This window comes from Pseudomonas sp. NUPR-001, from assembly GCF_052147955.1.
Classification (GTDB): domain Bacteria; phylum Pseudomonadota; class Gammaproteobacteria; order Pseudomonadales; family Pseudomonadaceae; genus Aquipseudomonas.
In genome coordinates this window covers 799,480-822,711 of record NZ_CP197353.1, presented here as the reverse complement: position 1 = coordinate 822,711, position 23,232 = coordinate 799,480, and the positions used below count along the sequence as shown (strand labels likewise).

Annotated in this window: 19 protein-coding genes; 4 read left to right on the top strand and 15 right to left on the bottom strand. The window is 53.6% G+C overall.

The window, feature by feature from the left end; translation table 11 throughout:
* Nucleotides 1-728 precede the first annotated feature (728 nt).
* Together ACP6KB_RS03840 and ACP6KB_RS03835 are read left to right on the top strand one after the other, a co-directional pair.
* Nucleotides 729-1,709, top strand: a complete 981-nt coding sequence (locus ACP6KB_RS03840; protein WP_317659929.1) for an integrase domain-containing protein — start codon at nucleotides 729-731, stop codon at nucleotides 1,707-1,709.
* Nucleotides 1,706-1,987 (top strand): hypothetical protein, encoded by a 282-nt coding sequence (locus ACP6KB_RS03835; RefSeq protein ID WP_442112125.1) that lies wholly within the window; start codon nucleotides 1,706-1,708, stop codon nucleotides 1,985-1,987. The genes ACP6KB_RS03840 and ACP6KB_RS03835 overlap by 4 nt, the downstream gene beginning before the upstream one ends.
* Before the next feature lie 9 nt (nucleotides 1,988-1,996).
* On the opposite strand, the gene ACP6KB_RS03830 is transcribed toward ACP6KB_RS03835, so the two are convergent.
* From ACP6KB_RS03830 to ACP6KB_RS03810, 5 genes are all read right to left on the bottom strand, one after another.
* Nucleotides 1,997-5,299: an RNA-directed DNA polymerase gene (locus tag ACP6KB_RS03830; RefSeq protein WP_442112124.1), complete on the bottom strand. Its 3,303-nt coding sequence runs from the start codon at nucleotides 5,297-5,299 to the stop codon at nucleotides 1,997-1,999.
* On the bottom strand, nucleotides 5,299-5,808 hold the full coding sequence (locus ACP6KB_RS03825; protein ID WP_442112123.1) for a hypothetical protein: 510 nt from the start codon (nucleotides 5,806-5,808) through the stop codon (nucleotides 5,299-5,301). The genes ACP6KB_RS03830 and ACP6KB_RS03825 overlap by 1 nt, the downstream gene beginning before the upstream one ends.
* 227 nt (nucleotides 5,809-6,035) lie before the next feature.
* A complete protein-coding gene (locus tag ACP6KB_RS03820; protein WP_442112122.1) occupies nucleotides 6,036-7,178 on the bottom strand; it encodes a beta family protein in 1,143 nt (380 codons plus the stop codon).
* On the bottom strand, nucleotides 7,175-8,389 hold the full coding sequence (locus tag ACP6KB_RS03815; protein WP_176683250.1) for an ImmA/IrrE family metallo-endopeptidase: 1,215 nt from the start codon (nucleotides 8,387-8,389) through the stop codon (nucleotides 7,175-7,177). Before ACP6KB_RS03815 ends, ACP6KB_RS03820 begins: the two co-directional genes overlap by 4 nt.
* Nucleotides 8,379-8,657, bottom strand: coding sequence for a type II toxin-antitoxin system HigB family toxin (locus ACP6KB_RS03810; RefSeq protein ID WP_027915442.1), 279 nt, complete (start codon nucleotides 8,655-8,657; stop codon nucleotides 8,379-8,381). Before ACP6KB_RS03810 ends, ACP6KB_RS03815 begins: the two co-directional genes overlap by 11 nt.
* A gap of 665 nt (nucleotides 8,658-9,322) precedes the next feature.
* Here ACP6KB_RS03810 and ACP6KB_RS03805 point away from each other — a divergent pair.
* Nucleotides 9,323-9,706, top strand: a complete 384-nt coding sequence (locus tag ACP6KB_RS03805) for a nucleotide pyrophosphohydrolase (protein ID WP_442112121.1) — start codon at nucleotides 9,323-9,325, stop codon at nucleotides 9,704-9,706.
* A gap of 24 nt (nucleotides 9,707-9,730) precedes the next feature.
* Nucleotides 9,731-11,599: a DNA/RNA helicase domain-containing protein gene (locus tag ACP6KB_RS03800; protein ID WP_442112120.1), complete on the top strand. Its 1,869-nt coding sequence runs from the start codon at nucleotides 9,731-9,733 to the stop codon at nucleotides 11,597-11,599.
* Between the two features lie 349 nt (nucleotides 11,600-11,948).
* Here ACP6KB_RS03800 and ACP6KB_RS03795 read toward each other — a convergent pair whose 3' ends face one another.
* From ACP6KB_RS03795 to ACP6KB_RS03750, 10 genes are all read right to left on the bottom strand, one after another.
* Entirely contained in the window at nucleotides 11,949-14,354 is a 2,406-nt protein-coding gene (locus tag ACP6KB_RS03795) for a TonB-dependent siderophore receptor (RefSeq protein WP_442112119.1), read from the bottom strand.
* A 122-nt stretch (nucleotides 14,355-14,476) separates the two neighbouring features.
* A complete protein-coding gene (locus ACP6KB_RS03790; protein WP_442112118.1) occupies nucleotides 14,477-15,466 on the bottom strand; it encodes a FecR domain-containing protein in 990 nt (329 codons plus the stop codon).
* The gene (locus ACP6KB_RS03785; protein WP_442112117.1) at nucleotides 15,453-15,968 is read right to left on the bottom strand and encodes a sigma-70 family RNA polymerase sigma factor; all 516 of its coding nucleotides are present in this window, start codon (nucleotides 15,966-15,968) and stop codon (nucleotides 15,453-15,455) included. Before ACP6KB_RS03785 ends, ACP6KB_RS03790 begins: the two co-directional genes overlap by 14 nt.
* A gap of 121 nt (nucleotides 15,969-16,089) precedes the next feature.
* On the bottom strand, nucleotides 16,090-17,358 hold the full coding sequence (locus ACP6KB_RS03780) for an OprD family porin (RefSeq protein WP_442112116.1): 1,269 nt from the start codon (nucleotides 17,356-17,358) through the stop codon (nucleotides 16,090-16,092).
* An 81-nt stretch (nucleotides 17,359-17,439) separates the two neighbouring features.
* On the bottom strand, nucleotides 17,440-18,444 hold the full coding sequence (locus ACP6KB_RS03775; RefSeq protein WP_442112115.1) for a branched-chain amino acid ABC transporter permease: 1,005 nt from the start codon (nucleotides 18,442-18,444) through the stop codon (nucleotides 17,440-17,442).
* Between the two features lie 3 nt (nucleotides 18,445-18,447).
* Entirely contained in the window at nucleotides 18,448-19,335 is an 888-nt protein-coding gene (locus tag ACP6KB_RS03770) for a branched-chain amino acid ABC transporter permease (RefSeq protein WP_442112114.1), read from the bottom strand.
* A 73-nt stretch (nucleotides 19,336-19,408) separates the two neighbouring features.
* Nucleotides 19,409-20,623 (bottom strand): ABC transporter substrate-binding protein, encoded by a 1,215-nt coding sequence (locus ACP6KB_RS03765; RefSeq protein ID WP_442112113.1) that lies wholly within the window; start codon nucleotides 20,621-20,623, stop codon nucleotides 19,409-19,411.
* Nucleotides 20,624-20,733: 110 nt separating this feature from the next.
* Nucleotides 20,734-21,456, bottom strand: a complete 723-nt coding sequence (locus ACP6KB_RS03760; RefSeq protein ID WP_442112112.1) for an ABC transporter ATP-binding protein — start codon at nucleotides 21,454-21,456, stop codon at nucleotides 20,734-20,736.
* Nucleotides 21,453-22,229, bottom strand: coding sequence for an ABC transporter ATP-binding protein (locus ACP6KB_RS03755; protein ID WP_442112111.1), 777 nt, complete (start codon nucleotides 22,227-22,229; stop codon nucleotides 21,453-21,455). Before ACP6KB_RS03755 ends, ACP6KB_RS03760 begins: the two co-directional genes overlap by 4 nt.
* A gap of 234 nt (nucleotides 22,230-22,463) precedes the next feature.
* Nucleotides 22,464-23,210: a response regulator transcription factor gene (locus tag ACP6KB_RS03750; protein ID WP_442112110.1), complete on the bottom strand. Its 747-nt coding sequence runs from the start codon at nucleotides 23,208-23,210 to the stop codon at nucleotides 22,464-22,466.
* Between the last annotated feature and the right edge of the window lie 22 nt (nucleotides 23,211-23,232).

Sequence of the window (23,232 nt, the reverse complement as noted above, 5' to 3'; positions counted from 1 at the left end):
GGCGCTTAATTTCGGCCCTTGACCGGGTTTATCCACAGGCGTAGAACTGGCCGTGCAAAGGCTGTCGATGACAGCACCCCAGGTGACCCGAGCCTTAAAGGTCACGCCGCTCTGGCGGTGGTTCAGCCCAAGGGCGATTCGCATCCGGCAGCTCGCCCGGTCACTACCCATGTGATGGATGCTCTTATACCTATAGCGCTCGTGCGCCAGACACACCGTACCTCGCTGCCCTGCAGCAACCTATCCGCTTGGCCGAATATTGCGCCAACCTGCGCCCGTCTCTTTCTTCTGGAAAGAGACGGGCACTTCTACCACTGCTGCAGCCCTCATTGCACAAGGCTTTGCGGCATTCCCCCTCGTGACAATCGGCGTGACAAACGCCGATGTCACCAGCAACAGCGCTGTAGATGATGGTGCCGCAGACCAAGGAATGGACTGCACCTGACTGACAGTCAGGCATGCCCCGGTCATCGCATTGCTGCTTGCACCTGGCTCAGGATCTTCAGGCGCTGGTCTCGTCAGCCAGCGCTGCCTCCACCCGCCCACCGGTAACGGTGTTCAGGAGGCCAGGTCATGAGATGCCCTTGCTCCCGGTCGTAAGGAGCCGCCAGTCCCGCGTAGAGGACATTCCCCACAGGTCGCAGGGGCCTTGATCCCTGATAACACTCAGCATTCTTGGCGGGATGACGTGGGGCGAGGATCGGAGATCGGCTGATGAGGTGACTGACATGGCATTGGTGGGTAGACGCGATGGTCGTAATTTCGGTTACGGCAGGCAACTGAGCTATGCAGGGCCGCAGGCGCTGAAAGACATGTTTGGCGGAGGCCACTACGGCACGGTCAAAGCGCACTGTGATCGGTGGCAGGCATTCGTGAAGTGGTGCCGCTCCGATCAGGGCCCCGGTATCAATGATGCGCGGCAGATTGATCGAAAGGTATTGGCCGACTATGCGGCGTATCTGCGCGACATTGTTAGGCGTGGTGATCTCGCCGTCAGCACCGCACAAAACCGGCTATCCAGCGTTAACAGAACCATGGCAGCGCTTCGCGGTGATCAGTACGTGAAGTTGCCCAGTCCGAGCAAGGCGTTGGGTATGCAGCGCAGCGGGGTTCGTCACGCAGTCCCTCAGGGCCAGAATCGCAAACAGGTTGAGCAAATCGTCGATGCGCTTTGCAGTCGTGACCAGAGACTGGCCGCCGCGATCGTATTGTTGGCGCGAGCCACAGGCATGCGCCTGCGTGAGACCATCTTGGCTGACCTGCCACGGCTAACCCGTGAGGCTAACGACCTAGGCAGAATTAATATTCAGGATGGCACCAAAGGCGGTCGTTCCGGCGCTTCGGCACCGCGTTGGATTGCGGTGGACGACCATATTCGAGGTGCGCTTGGGTTTGCACGGCAGGTGTCGCCTGCTGGTAGCCACAACCTAATTGCGCCAGACGAAAGCTATCTGAATTTTCTGCAAAAAATCATCCGCCCTGTGCGGTGCATCCTGCATGCACACAACCTAAAAGGCTTCCATGAGCTGCGAGCGGCATACGCATGTGAGCGCTATGAACAAATCACCCAACACTGTGCCCCTATCAACGGAGGCCAGTATTACCTCGTAGATAAGAACCTTGATCGTGAGGCACGAAGGCAAATCAGCTATGAACTGGGGCACGGTCGAGTCGATGTGGTAGCTGCCTACATTGGAGGGCGCGCATGAGTAAGTCATTCGACATGGACCTATTCCTGGCAAGCGTTTTGACCGGTTCTTACTCCACCCGCCAACGCCACATTTGCCAGGCGAAGACAATTCAAGCAGCAATCGCTGATCGGTGGAGTAGAGATAATCCATGGGCCTGGAAACGCAAACATATTGCTTGGTTTCTTGCAAACAAAAGAAATGGCCGAAGCGAAGCCACTTGGAATTACTATAAAATCACCATCAGACTAATAATAAAGCGCCTTGAAAAACAAAACGCCTTTAAAAACTTCCTATAACAAGCCAGCTCACCCTGCAGGTTTAGTTTTTACCTTTTTACCAGACCTATAACTAGACCCAACGCTGCGAAAATCAAACATGTTCATTTCAAAAGAAGATATCGACACTTGATTAGAACCATGAACATGAGTTATAAGTTTATCATAGCGCTCTTTATATGGCGCCTTTGCAACCGAACCGCCAAACTCACCAGTATTAACCAGCGCAACATGCTGGTACATGTGATAATACAAAGCATCCACCATTGAATCAAATGTGGTCACATCTTGATTCAATGCAACGACCAAGTATGCATCCGACTTATCTTTCAAATCAGCACTAATTTTTATATCAGTAGCATCGTAGCATACTGACCCCGAGAGCGTAAATCCTTTATCCTTCGGAAAAGCCGGGTGAACTAACTCAATTAACAGCTGATAAGGGCGCCAAGGTTTCACCTTGCCTACTTCGTCCTTCATCATATTAAACTTACCCTGAAGCCTACTTATAAATTTCTTACCCGCTGAAAGCTTTTGAGGTATGAGCCATTTTGCTACATTATTAGGACCCTCCACCCCATGAAGCTTCATAAAAGTTAAACCTGTAAAGATCATTGCCCCAGTTTTATTCGCGAGCTGATGCAAAATATCAGTATCTTGTTCACTAACTGATAATTCCGGCCAAATTATAAGATCTATACTACTATCTTTGTAGTTAAGATCATCAATACTACGCTGACTATGAGCTTTGTGTAAAATCAACTCAGCAACAGAAGCTATGTGCCTACGGTGTCTAGACCTATATTTTGGTGTATCCAACATAAGCCCATGCTCTTGGAAGTCGCCCTTCAATGGCAACAAAGATTGGACCATAACAACCTTTAGTGACTTCTTGTCTTTCTGCCAATCAAAGCTAAATCTTTCTACATATGCAGGAATACCTGTCATCGTACAGAATAGTTTCTTCTGATACCTCAAGCGCTCAATTGTTAATTTCTGAAGGGATTTAATATCCCAAATTTTTGGCCATTCATAATTCCCCTCGTGCAAATTGGTTCCCGGCCATTGCAGTAAAGCAAACAAAAGACTGGAAACCCAGTTAGACATAGGTGCCGTCTCACCATTCAAAGCTTCAGGAGAGTGCATCATGCCTAACTGACGCTTCACAAAACTCGATCTCAAACCTATATATCGAGCCTGACTTGAGTCAGCAGAGCTCATTGAAGACCAGTCAACATTTCCCATTAAGCAACTACGGAGGAAGATGCCTAACCTGTATAGAGGCTTGTGATTTTCCTCGATCCATTCCGGCAAAGGAAATATCGGATCTTCATCGAAGTCAATCACGATACTGAATCGAACATCCAACGACTGAATCTTGCCCCAGTTTGAGCATGTTATCGTACACTTCCCTAGATCAATATTAGAAATGAGATCTAACGAATATTCAGTTAAAGAACCCAATTCACAATCGAAGTCACCACCACTCAGCAATGCCTGCAACAAAGCAAGAGCGGAATTCTCATGTGCAAACGGATTATCTGACCTTTTGACAACCCCAAGTAATGAAATAGGCTTTCCATTAAAACGGTTAAGGTCGCCGGTAATGGCCAACTGAAATAGGCCGGCCTTTTCCATAACGTCTTTGCATTCAGATATCCAACGGCAATCGTTATTTTTTGCATAATCAGCTAAGGCAGACAAAAAAGCTGGTGACTCAACAGCTATTTTTTTGCAAAATATTTTTACATCTAATCTACATAGACTACCGGCAGGAAAAGGAAAAATCTTTGCAAAAGCCTTTTCTAGCAAACAACTGACAGCACGAACGACCAATCCCTTATCACACGACAACTGATAGGATAGAAGTGCATTTGCCACAAAATCGGCGGCACTCATTTTTGCTGAAGTATTACGATATCCCTTCATCATCTTTGTAATGACATTAAAATCATCACTATTTGTATCTTGATCTAAGGGAGAGTCATTCCTAACCAAGCAATAAAACATTGCCTGATCAATAAGATTTTTATGAGCAGACGAAGAAGAAATGATATCTACCGCTAGATTTTGCAGGTGCTCAAAAAAACCATTTGTGTCAGCATGCGCTGGAAATGTCCATTTATCTTTTGTGTGTATTACTGTTGCCGCATGACGAAAAATCTCCCCCAAACAATATTGAGCAACTTGCTGTTGGTGGACTTCAGCCTCACGCTGAGCGACCGACATTAGCTGACCCAACACAGGCTTCAGGATTCGCTTATCTGGAAATAGCTCTAATCCTTTTTTCAACAAAAGAGTTAAAGATGGATCTTTACTCCAACATGAAATAAATTTTCGGGCCATCCTTTCCTGTAGGTAATCCCAGGTTCCTGGTTTAGGGTTACCATTTTCATCTAGTTCTTGCGAAAAAAAACTTCGCTTTTGCTTCAACAAGGAATGAATCTTATTAGCCGAAAATCGTAACAGCGTGTCATCACGAACGTCATTACTAGGCGCTTCGATAATTGCAAGCGGGTTGGTGTTATCCTGATCAGTTTGGGAGTCTCGCAGACTGTCCGCCAGACCAATCAGTCCCTCCAGATGACCAAGCTGCTCATCTACTTCCGAGGCAGATAACGGGCCGCTGACCTTGCTTTGAATATCCTTAAGTTTCGTAGAAATTCCAGAACGCTTATATATAAACTTCTCTACTTTAGTCTTATCATGATTGAATTTCAGGCCAAGCGCTAGAAGATAGCAACCTATCTTTTCATCAATCACAGACCTAATTTCTTCCGAACGAATACCGTCGTCCACTAACAGAATCAATCTCATATCGTCGACATAGCGACAGTAATCTACAAGACGGATTTTATCCGAAAGATCTTGACCTATTAGAGCCTGAGCCACCTCATCAAAATTCAAAAGATAAATATTCGCTAGAAAACCACCCACAACCAAGCCCTGCGGGATCCCACTTGGAATATTTTCTTGATCACTTTTGCATACTTCTTCATAAATAGCTGGACTAGCTTCGTCCCACTTCCAACTAACAAGGCTTTCTAGCAACCGCTCAACGATCGGATCTTGATTGTTATCACACAGGTCTCTAATACCAGACACTAACTTGTTACGATCTATATTATCGTAAAACTTAGCTATATCTAAATGAACTTCAAAGACTTGTTGCCCCTTGTGCTTCTGCTGCAGCGCCTCCGCCCCAAAATATAAAGGCCTGGCAAGGAATTTTTGGTAATCCGAAAAGTACTTACTATAGCTCGTACTGTTACCCCATGCGAATGTCGCATCAGAGCCCTTGAACTGACAATAGAGGCGATTACCATAATTCACTATTTTTTCTGGTGGACTTCATTTAGAGGTGTAGCCGCATTACCTTGACTAGATTCGACCTTATTTACCAAGCACATCATGAGCGCCATCAGTAAGCATTGATCACGAATGGAAACATGGGCTAAAGGTCTAAGTGGTTTCGGTTTTTTTGCCTCGGGAGACCATCTATGAGTATAAGTTTCTGATGCATCAAAAGTCCAATCGTGCAACCCCATATCTAATACATTTAGATCTTGAGCCTTAACAAAAGCCCAACGCTCAGCTTTAGGCGCAGGCACTAGCCGTAATGCGTCGAAAGAAAATTCAGGGCTCTTTAATTCTGCAATCCAATGATTGAGACGTTCATCTAGATCTAGTGCAGACCTATCGAGCTCAAAATTGTCAGCGTACCAATTCGTCGACCGAATATACTGATGCGCCTTTTTCCAGGCTTGAGCAAGCACAACTTTATCTGTCAGATACTCAAAGGTAGGTTGTAGCGCACGATATTTACTTGCAAGTAATCCCATTTTTCATAGCTCAGAAATTTACAATCATTCTAATTTGTTGTTACTAATTACAAACTAATTGAAATCACTACATATCGTATGCATACCTACCCCGCACAAACCATATCCGCGATTGGCTAAAATACAAAACCTAAATCACTGAAGATACTTCATGCACGAAAAGCTGTAACATGCTGTTTCAGCTATTCGCCTGAACGGCCAATTAAAAGCAAATTAAAACAACAGCTTCATACAAACTGCCTCGCATGCTTTGCAGCAACAAGTTCTTTATACTCTATTACCTCATGCACAACCGAGTGTATATGGTGGTTGGTGTCAATAGAGATCCAATCTGAAGACGTCCCCGAAAATTCACCCTGGCTACAACGATAAATCTCATTGTCACCCCAACTGAACTTTTCTGTAGCCCAGTGACCTGATGCAATAACTAACCTTGCAAGCTCCTGATGCTGAACACCTTTGAGCCCCTCTGTCAGAGGGTAACCTCTAGCGATGAACATCTCTTCCTGAATGGTATAACGAATTTTTCCGTTCGCATTCGACGGCCCACCTGTCTCTTTAGAATTGGGACCGCGGATGCCATAATCGCTAAAACCAAGCGACTCGAATCCCGGCTGTACAACCAAAGTTCTCCATGCAGACATCTCTTTGCGAAGAACCAAGCCAGTGCTATTTTGATCCTTAATCGCCGAAGATATAAAAGCAGGAAGCGAACAGCCCGCCACTCTAAAATTATTAAATCCAGCTCTTTTCAACAAAGCTATCGCTTTTTCCGACTTAGACACAATATCAGGAACAGTGTGCTTTTGGGAGGATACGTCTCCAAAGTCGATCATAACCATGACAAGGACTGGATCAAGGTCCAAAGTATCAGTTATCTCATTCAGACGTTCTAATACAAAATCCTCTTCAGAGAGTTCCTCCACGGTATCTGAATCCATAACAAGACGCAGAACAAAATCACACGCTGAGGATAGGCGAGCTCCACGAAGCGCATTAACGTATACAGGATCATCCCATCGGACATAATCGACAACTAGATTTGTTTTAACGCGAAGCGATTCCAGCTGGTTTCGAAGAAATGGAATAACATGCTCCCCACCCTCTGTTTGAGCATTAGTAGACCACTTTGGCATATCTAAGAAAATTTGACGACCTTTCCAAACAGTGGAGATCTCTGCAGCAATACCGCTCAAATAGGACTCGATCGGAGGAAACAGCTGACCGCTAAGCTTTTCTAACTTATCATCGTTAACTGGTGAAATATCGAACCAAGGTACAATTTTTTCTGCCGCAAACTTTTTTAGCTCGGCAAGAGCAGTGAGCTCACCAGGTTTAGCTTTCAAAATTGGGACGTAAATAAGTTTCATAACTCACCATTAAGATTATTAGAAAGCATTTTTCTAACTTCGCCACGCCCCAACAAATCAGAAAACAACTGGTAGTTTTCTCTCTCTCGCTGGATTCTGCCTGCAATAATAGCAGGATGTATCTTTAGCTCTCTGGATAACTTATCTATATTTTCCCTGCTGGGATCTAAGTAGGCGCCAGAGCGCTTCCAAGTAACCCTAGGTATACAAGCTTCTCTGGCTATTCGATTTGCTTCCGACTCTCTTCTATCTTCTGAAGAAGCATCTAAGTCATCTAGGAAAGCTTCTTCATTACCAATATGCTTCCATATATGTGCAACTTCGTGAAGCAACGTGAACCAGAAGTTATCTAATCGATCGTGCCTAAGCGTCAAACCTATAACAGGAGTTCCATCTACATCTTTCAACGCAGCACCATCTAACATGGTACCCTTCAGATGAGGTTCAATTATCACTGCTATACCATGTTTCTTAAGAAACTCGATAGCTAGGAGAGGTCCATTCTCAAACCAACTCAACTGGGCCAAATCCTTCAAAAATGAATTCGACAGCTTACTCTGGTCAAATGTACCTAAAAGATGACTACTCTCTCTAGCACGTTGAATAACCCTAAGAAGCCATACATACAGAGAATATTTCGTAGTCGGTGAGTATGCATCACCCAATGGTGTACGCCTGAATGCAGCCTCACCGAACTGCCATCCTATAAGGGACACGAACTCCCGAAGCGTTTCCTCAGTAGTTTTGGAGGCCTTCCCTATAGCTTTATCAATCCATCCCCTAGCAACCATCTCTTTCACTGGGAATCTAGACCAGTCAACTTCGTCGGTCGATTTCTTTTCTTCTGTATGGGATAACCCAAGTAAGGTCTCTGCCGAAATCCCCAATCCGACCGAGAGAGCCTTTATCATAGGAACAGTCAGGGGTCGTTTGCGACCCAGAACTTCCGAAACCCTACTTCTAGTGCCAAAGTAAGGAATCAAATCTGCTTGCTTTAAATTTCTCTCGTGCATCCTAAACAGAATTGCATCGATTGGGTCAGGGGCATCTATCGGATGTTTTTTACTCTCATAATCTTCAATAAGAAGAATCAGAACCTCAAGGCGATTACTTTCTGAAGAACCAGGCTTAGGCATCATTGACATCAACCTATCCACTTCACTCAGATAAGCTCGATGCTGTTCTTCTGTTTTTATGACCTTAGTGTCCATCAATTTCTTCTGCACCTAATAGCGCGGTTATGAGGGCTATTTTTTGAGGAAACACAATTTTCACCTCTAACCAGCACTTTGCTAAATTCACTTCAAAAATAAAAACACCGGACTTCCGCTCTTTTGCCGAGGGAAACTGGTCAAATAGATCAGATTCCTGCGTCCACACCGCATGGATAATTTCAGCAACCCACGCGCTGACCCACGTGTCAATTTCTGGTCCACGCCCTCTCAGCCTATCGAGTATGTCCTTGCCAACCAGATGCATAGTAATGTTCCCAATTTGGGATCAATGTAAATCCCTTTCGAACGCGCGTCAATCGCATAAATTCCCAAAACGGGAACACCGCATGAATCCAATGGTAGCGTTTTACCATCGCCCGCAACAAGCAGCTGAATTGTGGGGGAATGGCGGTGGATAGCTAGGGAAGCCCGCAAGAAATCTAGCTCGGCCACCATGCGCCGCATCATTACTCTGGGTAGCAACGACACTGGCTGCTGTGTCCCCACGTGTAAGGCCAGAAACTGCGCAGATTGTCACCTGCCGCCTCACTATTGGAGTCTGCCGACCTCGCAAAGCTAGGTGAGCGACTGCTTAGCAAACAGGCAGCAATTGGAAAGTGCCAACCACAGGAACGCACTGCCGCTCTATCTGCACACGCTATGAGGGCGAAGAAAAGGCCGCTGTTCGCTGGGCATAATCGTTATTGCGGTTAACTGAGCTACGCCCACCGACAAGCAGTGGAAGACTTGTTTTTTGACGGAACAATTCCCCACGCCCAAAGCAAGAACGCCTACAAGGAGTTCCGCCGGCAGACCGCACGTGAGAGAGAAAACACAAAAAATCTGCTCATACAGCGAAAACCCTTACAATCCAAGACCGGATTTCCTACACCTGATTCAGCCCCTCACCGATACCCAAGAGATAAGCCCGTGAGTCACTCAGACAGTTCATCAGCGCCACTGGTTGACGTAGTGAAGCTTGCCGCATCGCTCCAGCGGTTCGCAGATGATCGCGACTGGCAGCAGTTCCACTCCCCCAAAAATCTCATCCTAGCTCTCACTGGCGAGGTAGGTGAGCTCTGCGAGATTTTCCAATGGATGAGCGATGCGGATTCGATCTCCTCCGCAACAGATCCCGAAATCGGCCAAGCCATCAAGGATGAGCTGGCGGATGTTCTGATGTACCTGGTTCGCCTGAGCAGCGTACTTGGCATTGACCTCAACGAGGCGGTGACACAAAAAATCGCCTCGAATGACCAGAAGTACCCGGTGGATAAAGCCAGAAGCACCAGCAAAAAGTACGACCGACTCTGACCAACACGCACCTAAGGACAAACCGTGATCGTTTACGCTGCGACCAAACAGCAATTTCTTAAAGACAACGATAACGATGACATTGAGGAGGTGATCCTCAGGCACTACAAGGAAGCTACCGGCAAGAATGTTGGCTCCTCGGAAATCAGGTCGTGGCAAGGGTCCCTGACGTACATGGCCAAGGTCCTTAGAGATGAGGGCCTCCCCAGCGATGCAGGCCTGGCCATTGAATTACACATTCCGCAGTCGTCAAAGCGAATCGACTTTCTACTCACCGGTCGCGACGAGAACCAGGCAAAAAAGGCCGTACTGATCGAGCTGAAGCAATGGAGTAAGGCCACCGCAACAACCAAGGATGCCATCGTCAAAACGGCCTTGGGTGGCGGTCTCATTGAGACCATTCACCCGTCCTATCAGGTGTGGTCATATGCAGCGCTGTTGGAAGGCTTCAACGAGGCGGTGTATGACAAAAGCATCGAAATCCGTCCGTGTGCCTACCTCCATAACTACATCAGCGACGGGGTCATAGATTCAGCCCACTATGAGCCCCACATCAGCAATGCTCCGCTGTTTCTGAAAGGCCCGGAAGAGCTCAGTAAACTCAGAAGTTTTCTGAAAAAGCATATAACCCATGGCGACAACAAAGAGGTGCTGTATGAGCTGTCCGAAGGAAAAATTCGCCCGTCCAAGGCGCTAGCCGAAGCCCTCAGCGGGTTGATGAAAGGCAAACCCGAGTTCGTGTTGATTGACGATCAGAAAGCAATTTTTGAGTCGGCGCTGGCGGCGGCAAGCGAGGCTTCGGACCAAGCACCCAAGGTGATGATCATCGAAGGTGGACCGGGCACCGGAAAAACTGTTCTGGCTATCAATCTGCTGGTGAAGCTCACCGAATTGAAGCTGATGAGCAAATACGTCTCCAAGAATGCCGCCCCTCGCAAGGTCTACGAAAGCAAACTAGTTGGCACCATCAAGCGCAGCCATTTCTCAAATTTCTTTTCAGGCTCTGGGGCATTCATCGACACTGAGCCCAACACATTCGATGCGCTCATCGTGGACGAAGCTCACCGACTGAATGAGAAAAGCGGGCTTTATGGAAACCTTGGGGAGAACCAAATCAAGGAGCTGATTGACTCAGCGAAATGCTCCATTTTCTTCATTGATGAGGACCAGCGTGTAACCTTGAGCGATATCGGCAGCAAGCAGGCGATTCGCGCCTTTGCGAAAGCCAAGGGTGCTGTGGTTGAAGAACACGTGCTGTCTTCGCAGTTTCGCTGCAGTGGTTCTGACGGTTACCTGGCATGGCTGGATGACACGCTAGGCATTCGCTCGACGGCAAATCCGACGCTTGAGACACAAGAGTACGAGTTTAAGGTGTTCGACTCACCTCAGGCGATGCATGACGCAATCAACGAGAAAAACCACGGGAACAAAGCTCGTGTGGTCGCGGGCTATTGCTGGCCTTGGTTGAGCAAGAAAGACCCCACCGCTGCTGATATCGTGATTGGTGACTACAAACGCCAATGGAACCTGGATCAGGATGGCAGCCTATGGATCATCGCTGAGAACTCCATTGAGCAGGTTGGCTGCATTCATACCTGCCAAGGTTTGGAAGTCGACTACGTCGGGGTGATCATCGGGCCAGACCTAGTCGTACGTGACGGTAAGGTCGTGACATCCCCAGATGAGCGCGACAAGCACGATAAATCGATTCGCGGCTGGAAAAAAATGATGAAAGAGCAACCTACCCTCGCGAAAAGTGAAACAGACCTGATCATCAAAAATACGTACCGAACCCTGATGACACGCGGGATGAAGGGTTGCTACCTGTACTGCACCGACAAAGAGACTGCGCAGTACTTCGAGAGTCGGCTTAGCCAGCACGGTAATCATTGACGGTATCGTTGTCAGGAGCTCCTGTACGTGCGAGTGGGGACATCGTACGCGCAGGGGCGACAATCAACAGCACGACCATTTGCTTGATAGATTTGGACCCGATTCGTTTTTGGGGTGGAGCTCAAAAAGCACCGTCCATCGGAATCCAGACCACGCAGCGTTCCAACTGGTATTCCAAACATGTTGACCAATAAATCATTAACCAGAAAAAACATATAGATACCGCCTTGTTTCAGATTACCCCGGCCCATTGGCTATCACCTGTAATTAGGAGCGGGCTTGCCCCGCGATGGCGGTTCATCTGCCACATCGCCTCGCGGGGCAAGCCCGCTCCTACAGTTTCACCGCTTTACCAGCTGTAACTCACCTTGGCAGTCACTTCCCGCCCTGGGTTGTAGTAGTTCGCCGTCCCAGACCCCACCACATGCTGCTCATCCAGCAAGTTGCTGACGTTCACCGCAAGGTCGGTGCCTTTGGCAATCTGGTAGTTGAAGGCGGCATCAAACAAGGTGGTGCCGTCGCTTTTTTTGGTGTTGGCGGCATCCATGTAATAAGCCCCCACATAGCGCGCGCCCAAGCCAACACTCACGTCGGTGCCGGGCACGTTGTAGTAACTCCATAGCGAAGCAGAGTGCTTCGGCGCGGTGGTGAACTCGTTGCCCTTGAGCGAGGAGCCGTCGTACAAGGTTCCGCGTACCACCTCGGACTCCATGTAGGAGTAAGCGCCGATCAGGCTGAGGTCTTGCGTTACTTGCGCTTTGGCTTCCAGGTCGAGGCCGCGTACTCGCGATTCGCCAACGGTCTGCTGTTCGATGATGCCGCTCGGCAGCACGACGGCGATGGTGACGTTTTCCTGGGTCAGGTCGTAAACGGCTGCGGAGAACAGTGCGTCCATGCCGATCGGCGAGTACTTCACGCCGACTTCGTACTGTTTGCCGGTCTGCGGTGTAACACCGACTTGAGGGGGCGAGACGGATTCCACCATGCTGACGTAGGTGGAGACTTCATCGTTGACGATGTAGGTCAGTGCGCCGCGGTAAGAGGTTTCGGAGAAGCTGTCGTTATCGTCGAATTGCACCGGGCTGGAGAATTGGTTGTAGCCCTTGCTGGACAGTTCCATGGAGTCGTTGCGCACGCCGCCGGTGACGATGAAGCGCTCGTAGAACGACAGGTTCTGCTGGAGGAAAACAGCTTTGGTTGTGGCGTCGTTCTTCTTGCGGGTGTAAGGCGTGAGTGCGCTGGAAACACCGGTGAACACCGGGTTGGCGATGTCGATCGGCGATGCCAGGTCGTACACGGAGCTTTCTTTGCTCGACGAGTCGAGATATTCCACGCCGACCAGGGTGCTGCTGTCGATGTGTTCGAAGCGGGCATCGTATTGCAGCATGAGGTTGCCGTTGAACTGGTCGGCATCGCTGTCGCTACCCAGGAGGTAGCGCGGGATGCTGGTGCCAACACGCGTGGCGGAATCGCTCAGGTAAACGTAGCCGTAGTTGTCGGTCAGCTCGCTGTAACGCAGGTTGCTGCGCAGCACGAAGCCGTTGTCGAAGTCGTGGGTGATGTTGCCGCTGAGGCTGGTGCGTTCGACGTCGTGAAAGTTGTAGCTGGGCTCACCGTAGAAATCGCTGCGGTCGTATTCCTTGTCCAACGGGTAGCCGCCGCTGTTCGGCGAGCTGTTGGTTTTCAGGTAGTCGAGAATCATGGTGGCCGAGGTGTAGTCGGTGGGCGCCCAGGTGAGGCCGCCCATCACGAAACGTTCGTCGTCCTGCGAGTGGTCGTATTCGCGGTCGCTGTTTTGCATTTTGGCGGTGAAGCGCCCGGCCACGGTGTTGTCGTCGTTCAATGCATCGCCGACGTCGATGCCGGTTTCGGCATGGTCAAAGGAGCCGTAGGTGACATAGCCCTGGCCGAACTGTTCGAAGCGCGGCTGTTTGGTCACGAAGTTCACCGAGCCACCCGGGTCGGCCGGGCCGAACAGGGTGGAGTTGGCGCCACGCAGAATTTCGATGCGCTCGTAGGCGAAGGGGTCTTCGCGCACACCGCGCATCGAGCTCAGGGTCAGGCCGTCACGGTAGGTGGTGGCCTGAAAGCCGCGGATCTGGAAGTAGTCGTTGCGGTCGTCCGAGCCATAAAAGTCGCTGACGACGCCGGGGGTGTATTGCAGCGCCTCTTCGGTGGTGCTGACGCTGCGCTGTTCCATTTCCTTGCGGGTGACCACCGACACCGAAGCCGGTGTGTTGAGGATGCTGGTCGCGACTTTGCCGCCAACCCAGAGCTCTTTGGCTACCACCGAGTTGGCGTCATCGTCGGCACTGGCTTTGACCTTGGCATTGATGATGACTGGCGCAAGGCGGTAGTCCTCGGTGGCGCCGAGTTCGAGCGGGCCAGCGGGCTTGTCCGCAGGTGTGATCAGGTACGCATTCGGGCCTAGCAGCTCAGCCTGCAACTCGCTGCCCTGCAGCAGCGATGACAGTGCTGCCGAGGTCTCGTACGAACCGTTAACGCCACGGGTGTTGCGGTCCGCTACGCTCGCCGCATCGAAAGACAGGCTGATGCCCGCTTCACGAGCAAAGCGGTCGAGCGCTGGCGCCAATGGGCCGGCCGGGATGTTCCACTGCTGAATCTGGTTGCTGTGCTCAGCGCTCGCAGCGTGCGCCAGCGAGGGCAGCGCGTAGCTGCTGATGATCAAACCAAAGGCCGCAGCGTGTAAGGCTCGATTCAAGGGATGACGCTGTGGCACTGGGGACGAACTCATGTACTCGCTCCGTGGAAAGGGGTCGGCAGATTGGCCAGTACTTCGGCTTTCCTTACAGGTCGAACGAGAATGAGAAACCACCTCATTTATTTTTTTGCGGTGGCCGCGAGGTGAAAATCGACTCAACTGGCGGCGGTCAGCGTCACCCAGTAACGGGTGCGGTAATCAACGCGCAAGCGCAGTGACTGCGCGACCAATGCCAGTACCTGATCGTTGTCGGCGAGTTGGAACGTGCCGGAGACTCGAAGGTCCGCAACCTCTTCAGCGCAGCGCAACACGCCGGGGCGATAGCGCGACAACTCCATAACAAAGTCCCTGAGGCGCATATTGCGTGCGCTGATCACCCCGTCGCTCCAGCCCCATACATCCAGGCCGTTACCCCCGTACTCATGGGCGCCATCGGTTGTGAACAGCAGCTGATTTGCGCCCAGAACGATGTGGCTGCCGCTACCGGCAAGGGTTTGCGTCGAGCCAGGAAATGCGTTGACTGCCCCGCCCTGCACGGCGAGCAAAGTGCCGTCGTCACGTTGGCGCGCCAGCAAGCGGCCACTGAGGACACGTATGACGCCATCGCGTGTCTGTACCCAGAGGGGTCGCACTCGCGCTGAGTGTTCATCGGCACCGGCATTCACGATGATTTCGCCACGGCGCAGGATGATCAGGCGCCGCTGTGCGTCGAACTGGCTGTCGACCGCACTGTCGCTGTTGAGCTGGATCAGGCTGCCGTCATCGAGCTGGAAGTGTCGTTGCTCGCCGGTGTTGCTCTGTTGCTGAGCGAGCAGGGCCGGCAGCGGCGTGTAATCGCGACCAAGCCAGGCCGCGCCACCCACGGTGGCCAACACCCCCAGTAGCTTCAGGCTTTGCCGACGGTGCATTCCGGCGTTGCTGGCGTTCAGGGTTTGCCGGGCTAATTGCGCTGGGATGCCGGCGAAATCATCGCCCAGCGCGTCCACCCGCTGCCACGCCAACAGATGCTCCGGGCGCTGTTGCAGCCACTGCTCAAAGCTGCGCTGTGTTTGCTCATCGGCTTGATTGAAGCGCAGGCACACCAGCCAGTGGATCGCCTGGTCGACCACGGCCTGATCCAGCGCCTGCGACTCACGCTTCGACATAGCGCAAGCGATAGCAATGCTGCAGGGCCTTGGCCAGGTCGCGCTCCACGGTCGCGCGGGAAACGCCCAATGCTTTAGCGATTTGCGGGCAGCTCAAGCCGTCGAGCTGGGCCAGTAGAAACGCCTGGCGAACTCGGGGTTTAAGCGTGCTGAGCATGCGGTCGATGCGCTCAAGAGCATCAAGAATCAGCAGCCGACTTTCTTCCGAGGGAACCTCTTGCTCAGGTAGCAGCGCGATGCTTTCAAGGTAAGCGCGTTCGAGTTCGCGGCGACGGTACTGGTCGATCATCAGGCCGCGGGCGATGCTGCTCAGATAGGCACGCGGTTCGCGCAAGGGGCTTATTTGCCGGGACTTGAGCAGACGCACGAAGGTGTCTTGCGCCAGATCCGCTGCGTTTTCACGACAGCCGAGGCGGCGGCTCAGCCAGCCATGCAACCAGGAATGGTGGGTGCGATAGAGCAGCGCTAGATCTGCAGTACCTAGTGTTTCATCGCTGCGCATCGGCATCCCGGCAAGACGTGATTGATAATGACTCGCATTATATTCACGTGCCGAGGCTCAGGTAAATGCTTGTGGCAATCGGGCCGCCAGCCTTGGGCTGGCGGCTTTTACCGAAACCCTGTTACCAGAGCGGCAGGCTGTAGCTGAGGATCAAACGGTTTTCATCCAGGTCGCTAGCGAAGCTGCTGCGCGCGGTCGCATTCCGCCATTTGATGCCGACGTTCTGCAGCGGGCCACTCTGGATCACATAACCGATGTCGGTGTTGCGCTCCCACTCCTTCCCATCCCCCGGTGCAGCCCCCAGATTGACGTTGTCGCCTTTGACGTAACGGGTCATGAAGGTCAGGCCAGGAATGCCGATACCAGCAAAGTTGAAGTCATACCGCGCCTGCCAGGAGCGTTCATCCTGGTTGGCGAAGTCGTTGATCTGCACGAGATTGACCAGGTACGGGTCGGCGCCGTTGACGTTGGCAAAGCCGGTATCACCGCTCATTTTCTGATAGGTGACGCCAAACGCATGGGCACCGATCGCGTAGGTGAACATCGCGCCGAGCATGCGGTTGTCGACGTTGCTGTTACCGTCATCGTCGGCGCTGGACCAACGCAAGTCCGTCTTCAACGACTGCCCCTCGGTCACCGGCAAGGTGTGGGTCAGGGTCAGGAAGTGCTGTTTGTACAGGCTATCGAGGTGGGCGTAGTGGTAGCCGGTGGTCAGCGCGTTGGTCCATTTGTAGTCAGCGCCAATGAAGTCGAACTGGTCAGTGGTGGGGTTGGCGCCGGTGATGATGTTGCGGCGCGGGCCCTTCATCACGGTCATGTCTTCGCGGTTCGACGAGTTACGCTGGCTGACCTGAGTAAGGCGGCCTGCGTTGAAGCTCAGGTTGTCGAGCTCCATCGAGTTCAAATGCCCGCCCTGGAAGGTCTGCGGCAACAGGCGTGAATCGTTTGGCACCAACACCGGCAATTTCGGCATCAGGGTGCCGACCTTCAAGGTGCTTTTGGAAACCCGCAGTTTGCCGGTCAGGCCCACTTCGCTGTAGTCGTCCGGGGCACGTTTGGACTGTGGCCCCTGAGGCAGCAAGCCGGTGACCCCGGCACGGTCCGGGCTGGAGTCGAGCTTGACGCCCAACAGCCCCAGGGCATCGACGCCCACGCCCACCGGGCCTTCGGTGAAACCCGACTCAACGCGCAGGATGAAACCCTGCGCCCACTCCTCGCCTTTATTCTGCGCGGCGCCAGCCTGACGGAAGTCGCGGTTCATGTAGAAGTTACGCATTTCGACGCTGGCTTTGCTGTCGTCGACGAACGCGGCCGAGGCCGGCATGCACACCCCGATAGCGCTGGCGATGCCAGTCAGTTGAACAATGCGAGTAGATCGTTTGACGTGCATAAGGCTCTCTTTTTTATTGTTGTTGTGCAGCACACCCGCGCACTCCGCGCGGGCGCTCCCAATGGCGATGGCAACGTTGATCTAGAAGTTGCGGCGGCTGAATTTGAGCACCCAGCCGACAATGCCGACCCGGAACAGCAGCACGCAGGCGACGAAGATCACCCCGAGGATCACGTGCACCCATTCCCCCAGCGGGCCGTTGGACAAATAGCTCTGCAGGGTGACCACCACGGTGGCGCCCACCAGAGGCCCGAGCACCGTGCCAACGCCGCCCAGCAAGGTCATCAGGATCACTTCGCCCGACATGTGCCAGTGCGCGTCGGTCAAGGACGCCAGCTGGAACACCACGGTTTTGGTCGAGCCGGCAAGGCCGGTGAGTGCAGCCGAAATGACGAAAGCCAGCAGCTTGTGGGCATCGACGTTGTAGCCCAGGGAAACCGCCCGTGGCTCGTTCTCACGGATGGCCTTGAGTACCTGACCATAGGGCGAGTGGATGGTGCGCTGGATCACCGCGTAACCGAACACGAACACGGCCAGCACGAAGTAGTACATCGTCAGGTTGTTGCTCAGGTCGAATACCCCGAACAGCTCACCGCGCGGTACCCCGTGCAGGCCGTTCTCGCCGCCGGTGAACGGGGCCTGGACGTAGATGAAAAACACCAGCTGGGCCAATGCCAGGGTGATCATGGCGAAGTAGATGCCCTGACGACGGATCGCCAACAGCCCGAAGACCAGGCCAAGCAGCGCCGATGTCAGGGTGCCGGCGAGAATCCCCCACTCGGTGCCCAGGCCACTGTAGTGGCTGAGCAAAAAGCCGGTGACGTAGCCGCCGGTGGCCAGAAACGCCGCATGCCCGAATGACAGCAACCCGGCATAGCCCAGCAGCAAGTTGAAGGCACAGGCGAACAGGGCAAAGCACAGCAACTTCATCAGGAACACGGGGTAGATCGCGACTGGCGCGACCAGGGCGACGGCGAACAGCGCCAGGTAGAACCAGCGTTTGCGCCGTGTGGCGGCCTGTTGCCGCTCCAGCACCACTTGCGGTTGCAGGTGCGCTGCAGCCGGTTTGATTTGCAGACTGGTCATCGTCTATGCCTCCTTTCCGAACAGCCCGGCCGGGCGCACCAGCAGCACCAGCACCATGACCAGGAACACCACCGTGTTGGATGCCTCTGGATAAAACACCTTGGTCAGCCCTTCGATCAGGCCCATGGCCAGGCCGGTGACGATGGCGCCCATGATCGAGCCCATGCCGCCAATCACCACCACGGCGAACACCACGATCAGCAGGTTGGCGCCCATGGTCGGTGTCACCGAGTAGATTGGTGCCGCCAGCACACCAGCGAAGGCAGCCAGCGCGGCGCCGTAGCCATAGGTCAGGGTGATCAGCAGCGGCACGTTGATGCCGAAGGCCTGCATCAGTTTCGGGTTCTCGGTACCGGCGCGCAGGTAGGAGCCCAGGCGCGTGCGTTCGATCATGAACCAGGTCACCAGGCACACCGCCAGCGCCGCGACGATGACCCAGGCGCGGTAGGTTGGCAGGAACATGAAGCCAAGGTTGTAGCCGCCCTTGAGTTGTTCCGGCATCGGGTAAGACGAACCGGACACGCCGAACAGTTTTACGAACGAACCCTCGAGGATCAGCGCCAGGCCGAAGGTCAGCAGCAGCCCGTAGAGGTGGTCTTCACCGGCGATGCGGCGCAGCAGCAAGCGCTCGATCAACACCCCGACCACACCGACCACCAGTGGCGCCAGCACCAGCGCGACCCAGTAGTTGACGCCCAGGTAGTTGAGCGCCAGCACCGCGGTAAAGGCGCCGAGCATGTACTGCGCGCCGTGGGCAAAGTTGATGATCCGCAGCAGGCCGAAAATGATCGCCAGGCCCAGGCTGAGCAAGGCGTAGAAGGCGCCGTTGATCAGCCCCAGGAGTAACTGTCCCGACAAGACGCTCAGGGGAATTCCAAATAACACAGTCATGATTCACCACCCGCAGAAAGTCCGTGTCGCCCGGCTGCAGTCAGCCGGGCAAGCAGCATCAGTCACGCCTCGCTCAGTTTTTGCTGAGCAGCGTGCACTTGCTTTCGGATACCGGGCGATAGGCTTCATCGCCGGGGATGGTGCGCACGATCTTATACAGGTCCCACTCACCTTTGGACTCGGCCGGAGTTTTAACCTGGGCCAGGTACATGTCATGCACCATGCGGCCGTCGGCGCGGATCTTGCCGTTTTTGGCGAACATGTCATTGACGGGGGTTGCCATCATTTGCGTGCGAACGGCCTGCGCTTCGTCGCTGCCGGTGGCCTTGATCGCATTGAGGTAGCTCATGGTTGCCGAGTAGATACCGGCAGGCACCATGCCCGGCATCTTGCCGAAGCGTTTGTGATAACGCTGAGCCCAGGCGCGGCTTTCGTCGTTCATGTCCCAGTACCAGCCGGTGGTCAGCATCAGGTTCTGGGTGACGTCTAGGCCCATGGCGTGGATGTCGTTGAGAAACACCACCATGCCGGCGAGCTTCTGCCCGGACTGGGCCACGCCGAACTGGCTGGCAGTCATCAGCGAGTTGACGGTGTCGGAGCCGGCGTTGGCGAAGGCGATCACGTCTGCGCCAGAGCCCTGGGCTTGCAGAATGTAGGAAGAGAAGTCGCTGCTCGGGAACGGGTGGCGCGCCTTGCCGACCACCTGGCCGCCATCGGCTTCGACCACCTTGGTGATGTCCGCTTCCATGGCGTGGCCGAAGGCGTAGTCGGCGGTGAGGATGAACCACTTCTTGCCGCCCCCGGCCAGTACCGACTTGGCGGTGCCGTTGGCCAGCGCGTAAGAGTCGTAGGTCCAGTGGATGTGGTTGGGCGAGCAGTATTCGTTGGTCAGACTGGAGGCTGCGGCACCCGAAATCAGCGCCAGTTTGCCGGATTGCTCAACGACTTTACTCGCCGCCAGCACCACCGAAGAGGCCACCATTCCGGTGACCATATCGACGTTACGTTCATCGACCCACTGGCGCACGGTGTTGGCGCCGACGTCTGGTTTGTTCAGGTCATCGGCGCTGAACACGACGATTTTTTTGCCGTTGACCTGGCCGCCGAAATCTTCGATGGCCATGTTCAACGCTTCCAGTCCCCCCGGACCGGAAAGATCACGGTAAGTACCCGACATGTCGGCCAGGTAACCGATGCGGATTTCGTCGTCACTGATCTGTGCCTGGGCGGCACCGGCGATCAGGCTCGAAACAAGGATGGCGCTTGCTGTTTGCTTGAAAAACGTCATGTCATTCACCCACTGTCCAAAGTTATTTTTATTGTTCAAGGCAAAGCGGCCCCGGATCGTCGGGCTTCAGGGGCACGACGACCTGCATGATGCGAGGGGTAAAGCGGGGGTCAGACGCCCAGGCAGCGGTGTAACAGATCCTGCTTGGCGTCCAGCTCAGCAGCGCTGAATTGCTCCACGATCTGGCCGTGTTCCATCAAGTAATGGCGGTCAGCCAAAGGCGCGGCGAAACGGAAGTTCTGCTCCACCAGAACGATGGTCAGGCCCTTGTTCTTGAGCTTGATCAGCACCTGCGCCAGCTTCTGCACAATCACCGGGGCCAGGCCTTCGGTGATCTCGTCGAGCAACAACAGGTTGGCGCCGCTGCGCAGAATCCGCGCCATGGCCAGCATCTGTTGTTCACCGCCCGACAGGCGTGTGCCCTGGCTGAAACGACGCTCGTAGAGGTTGGGGAACATCTCGTAGATTTCATCGAGGTTCATGCCGTCGCTACGCACCGTGGGCGGCAGCAACAGGTTTTCCTCAACGTTGAGGCTGGCGAAAATACCCCGCTCCTCGGGGCAGAAACCGACTCCCAGACGCGGGATCAAATGCGCCGGCAGGCCGATGGTTTCGGTGCCATTGACGACGATGGAGCCGGTGCGGCGGCCCACCATGTTCATGATCGCGCGCAAGGTGGTGGAGCGCCCGGAACCGTTGCGCCCCAGCAAGGTCACCAGTTCGCCACGCCGCACTTGCAGGTCGATACCGTGCAGGATATGCGATTCGCCGTAGAAGGCATGCAGATCAGAGACGCGCAGTTGTTCAAACTCAGGGGTGTGCAGACCACTCATGCGCATGCCCCTTCAGCCACTACCGCTTCACTGCCCAGATAGGCTTCGCGCACCTGTGGGTTGGCAGACACGCTGGCGTAATCACCTTCAGCCAGAATCGCCCCACGGGCCAGCACGGTAATGCGGTCAGAGAGTTCGCTGACCACACTCAGGTTGTGCTCGACCATCAACACCGTGCGCCCCACTGCGGCGCGGCGCACCAGTTCAATGACCATGTTCACATCCTCGTGGCCCATGCCCTGGGTCGGTTCATCGAGCAGCAGAACCTTAGGGTCCAGTGCCAAAGTGGTAGCCAGTTCCAGCGCGCGTTTGCGCCCATAGGGCAGTTCGATGGTCTGGGTGTGGGCGTAGTCGAGCAGGCCGACTTCATCGAGCATCTGCAGGGCGCGCTCGTTGAGTGAATCGAGGCTGCTTTCGGGTTTCCAGAAATGGTACGAGTTGCCCTGCTTGCGTTGCAGTGCCACGCGCACGTTTTCAACCACGCTCATGTGGCCGAACACTGCCGAAATCTGAAACGAGCGCACCAGGCCCAAACGCGCAACTGCATTGGGTTTGAGGTGAGTGATCGGTTTGCCCAGGTAGAGGATTTCGCCACGCGTGGGTGGCAGAAACTTGGTGAGGAGGTTGAAGACCGTAGTTTTACCCGCCCCATTGGGGCCAATCAGTGCGTGGATGTGTCCCTTCTGCACACGCAGATCGACCGAGTCAACAGCGGTAAAACCGCGAAACTCCTTAGTCAGGCCGCGTGTTTCCAACACAAACTCTGGTGACATGTGGAGCCCTCTAACCTTGATTGTTTTTATTGGTTATGGCGCTGCTGACACACTTACTTTGCTGGTGACGTTTACGTAAACGTGACGAAATATACAAAAGTCCGATTCGGACTACAGAGCCAACTTGTAACAAAGTATTTCAAGATTGAAACAAATGCAGACGAGACGCTCAAGCACCACTGTTTGCGGCTTTTCAGGGCGTTAAAAAACCTTCAACAAACTGTGTCGAACTGGTCATTTCCCAGCACTTATCAGCTCGCCGGAGGCGTTTCCTTTGATCGCCTGAACAAAAAGCGCCAACAGTCCGGACTGGCTGCCGATGCCGAGTTTTTCATACAGGTTTTTACGATGAACCTTCACCGTGGCAGGGCTGATTCGCAGCTTTTGTGCAATGGACAGGCTGGAGTGCCCCTGTAAAAGTAACCTGACCACTTCACGCTCGCGGTCAGTCAGCAGGCCACGGCCAAAGTTGGCAAACGCCTCTTGCACCCTGTGGTCATGATCATCGACGGATCTGGCAGCCACCTTCTGGCTCGCCTCCCAGGCTGCGCGCACCGCTGCGTTGACGACCGGTACAGCACTTTCCAGCTGCCGGACTTCATCGTCATGAAACTTCATTCGGCCCCTTCGCCGCATCAGTGAAAGCACCGCGTGGGTATCGGGGCTCAGGTTCATGAAGAAGCCCACCTCCTCACTCAAGCCCAGGTGGTGGTAGTAGGTCTGAAAGTACTCGCTCTTATAAAACTGGTCAGGTGCCAGCTGACGCATGCTGTACACCCCTTCTGCTTGAGACGGCTGGCTGGCCAGATAGAAGGGATCGAGCAAGTAAGGGCCGGTTTGATACTCATCGATGAAGATGCAGCGCTGCTCTGCACTGAAGGTATTGAATAACGACAGCGGGCGATAACTGCCTTCATAGACAAACAGCACGAAGTGATCGACAACACTCAAGCGCCTCAGCCAGGCGGCAAGCGCCTGCAACTGCGGGGCTCCAGCAGGCTTG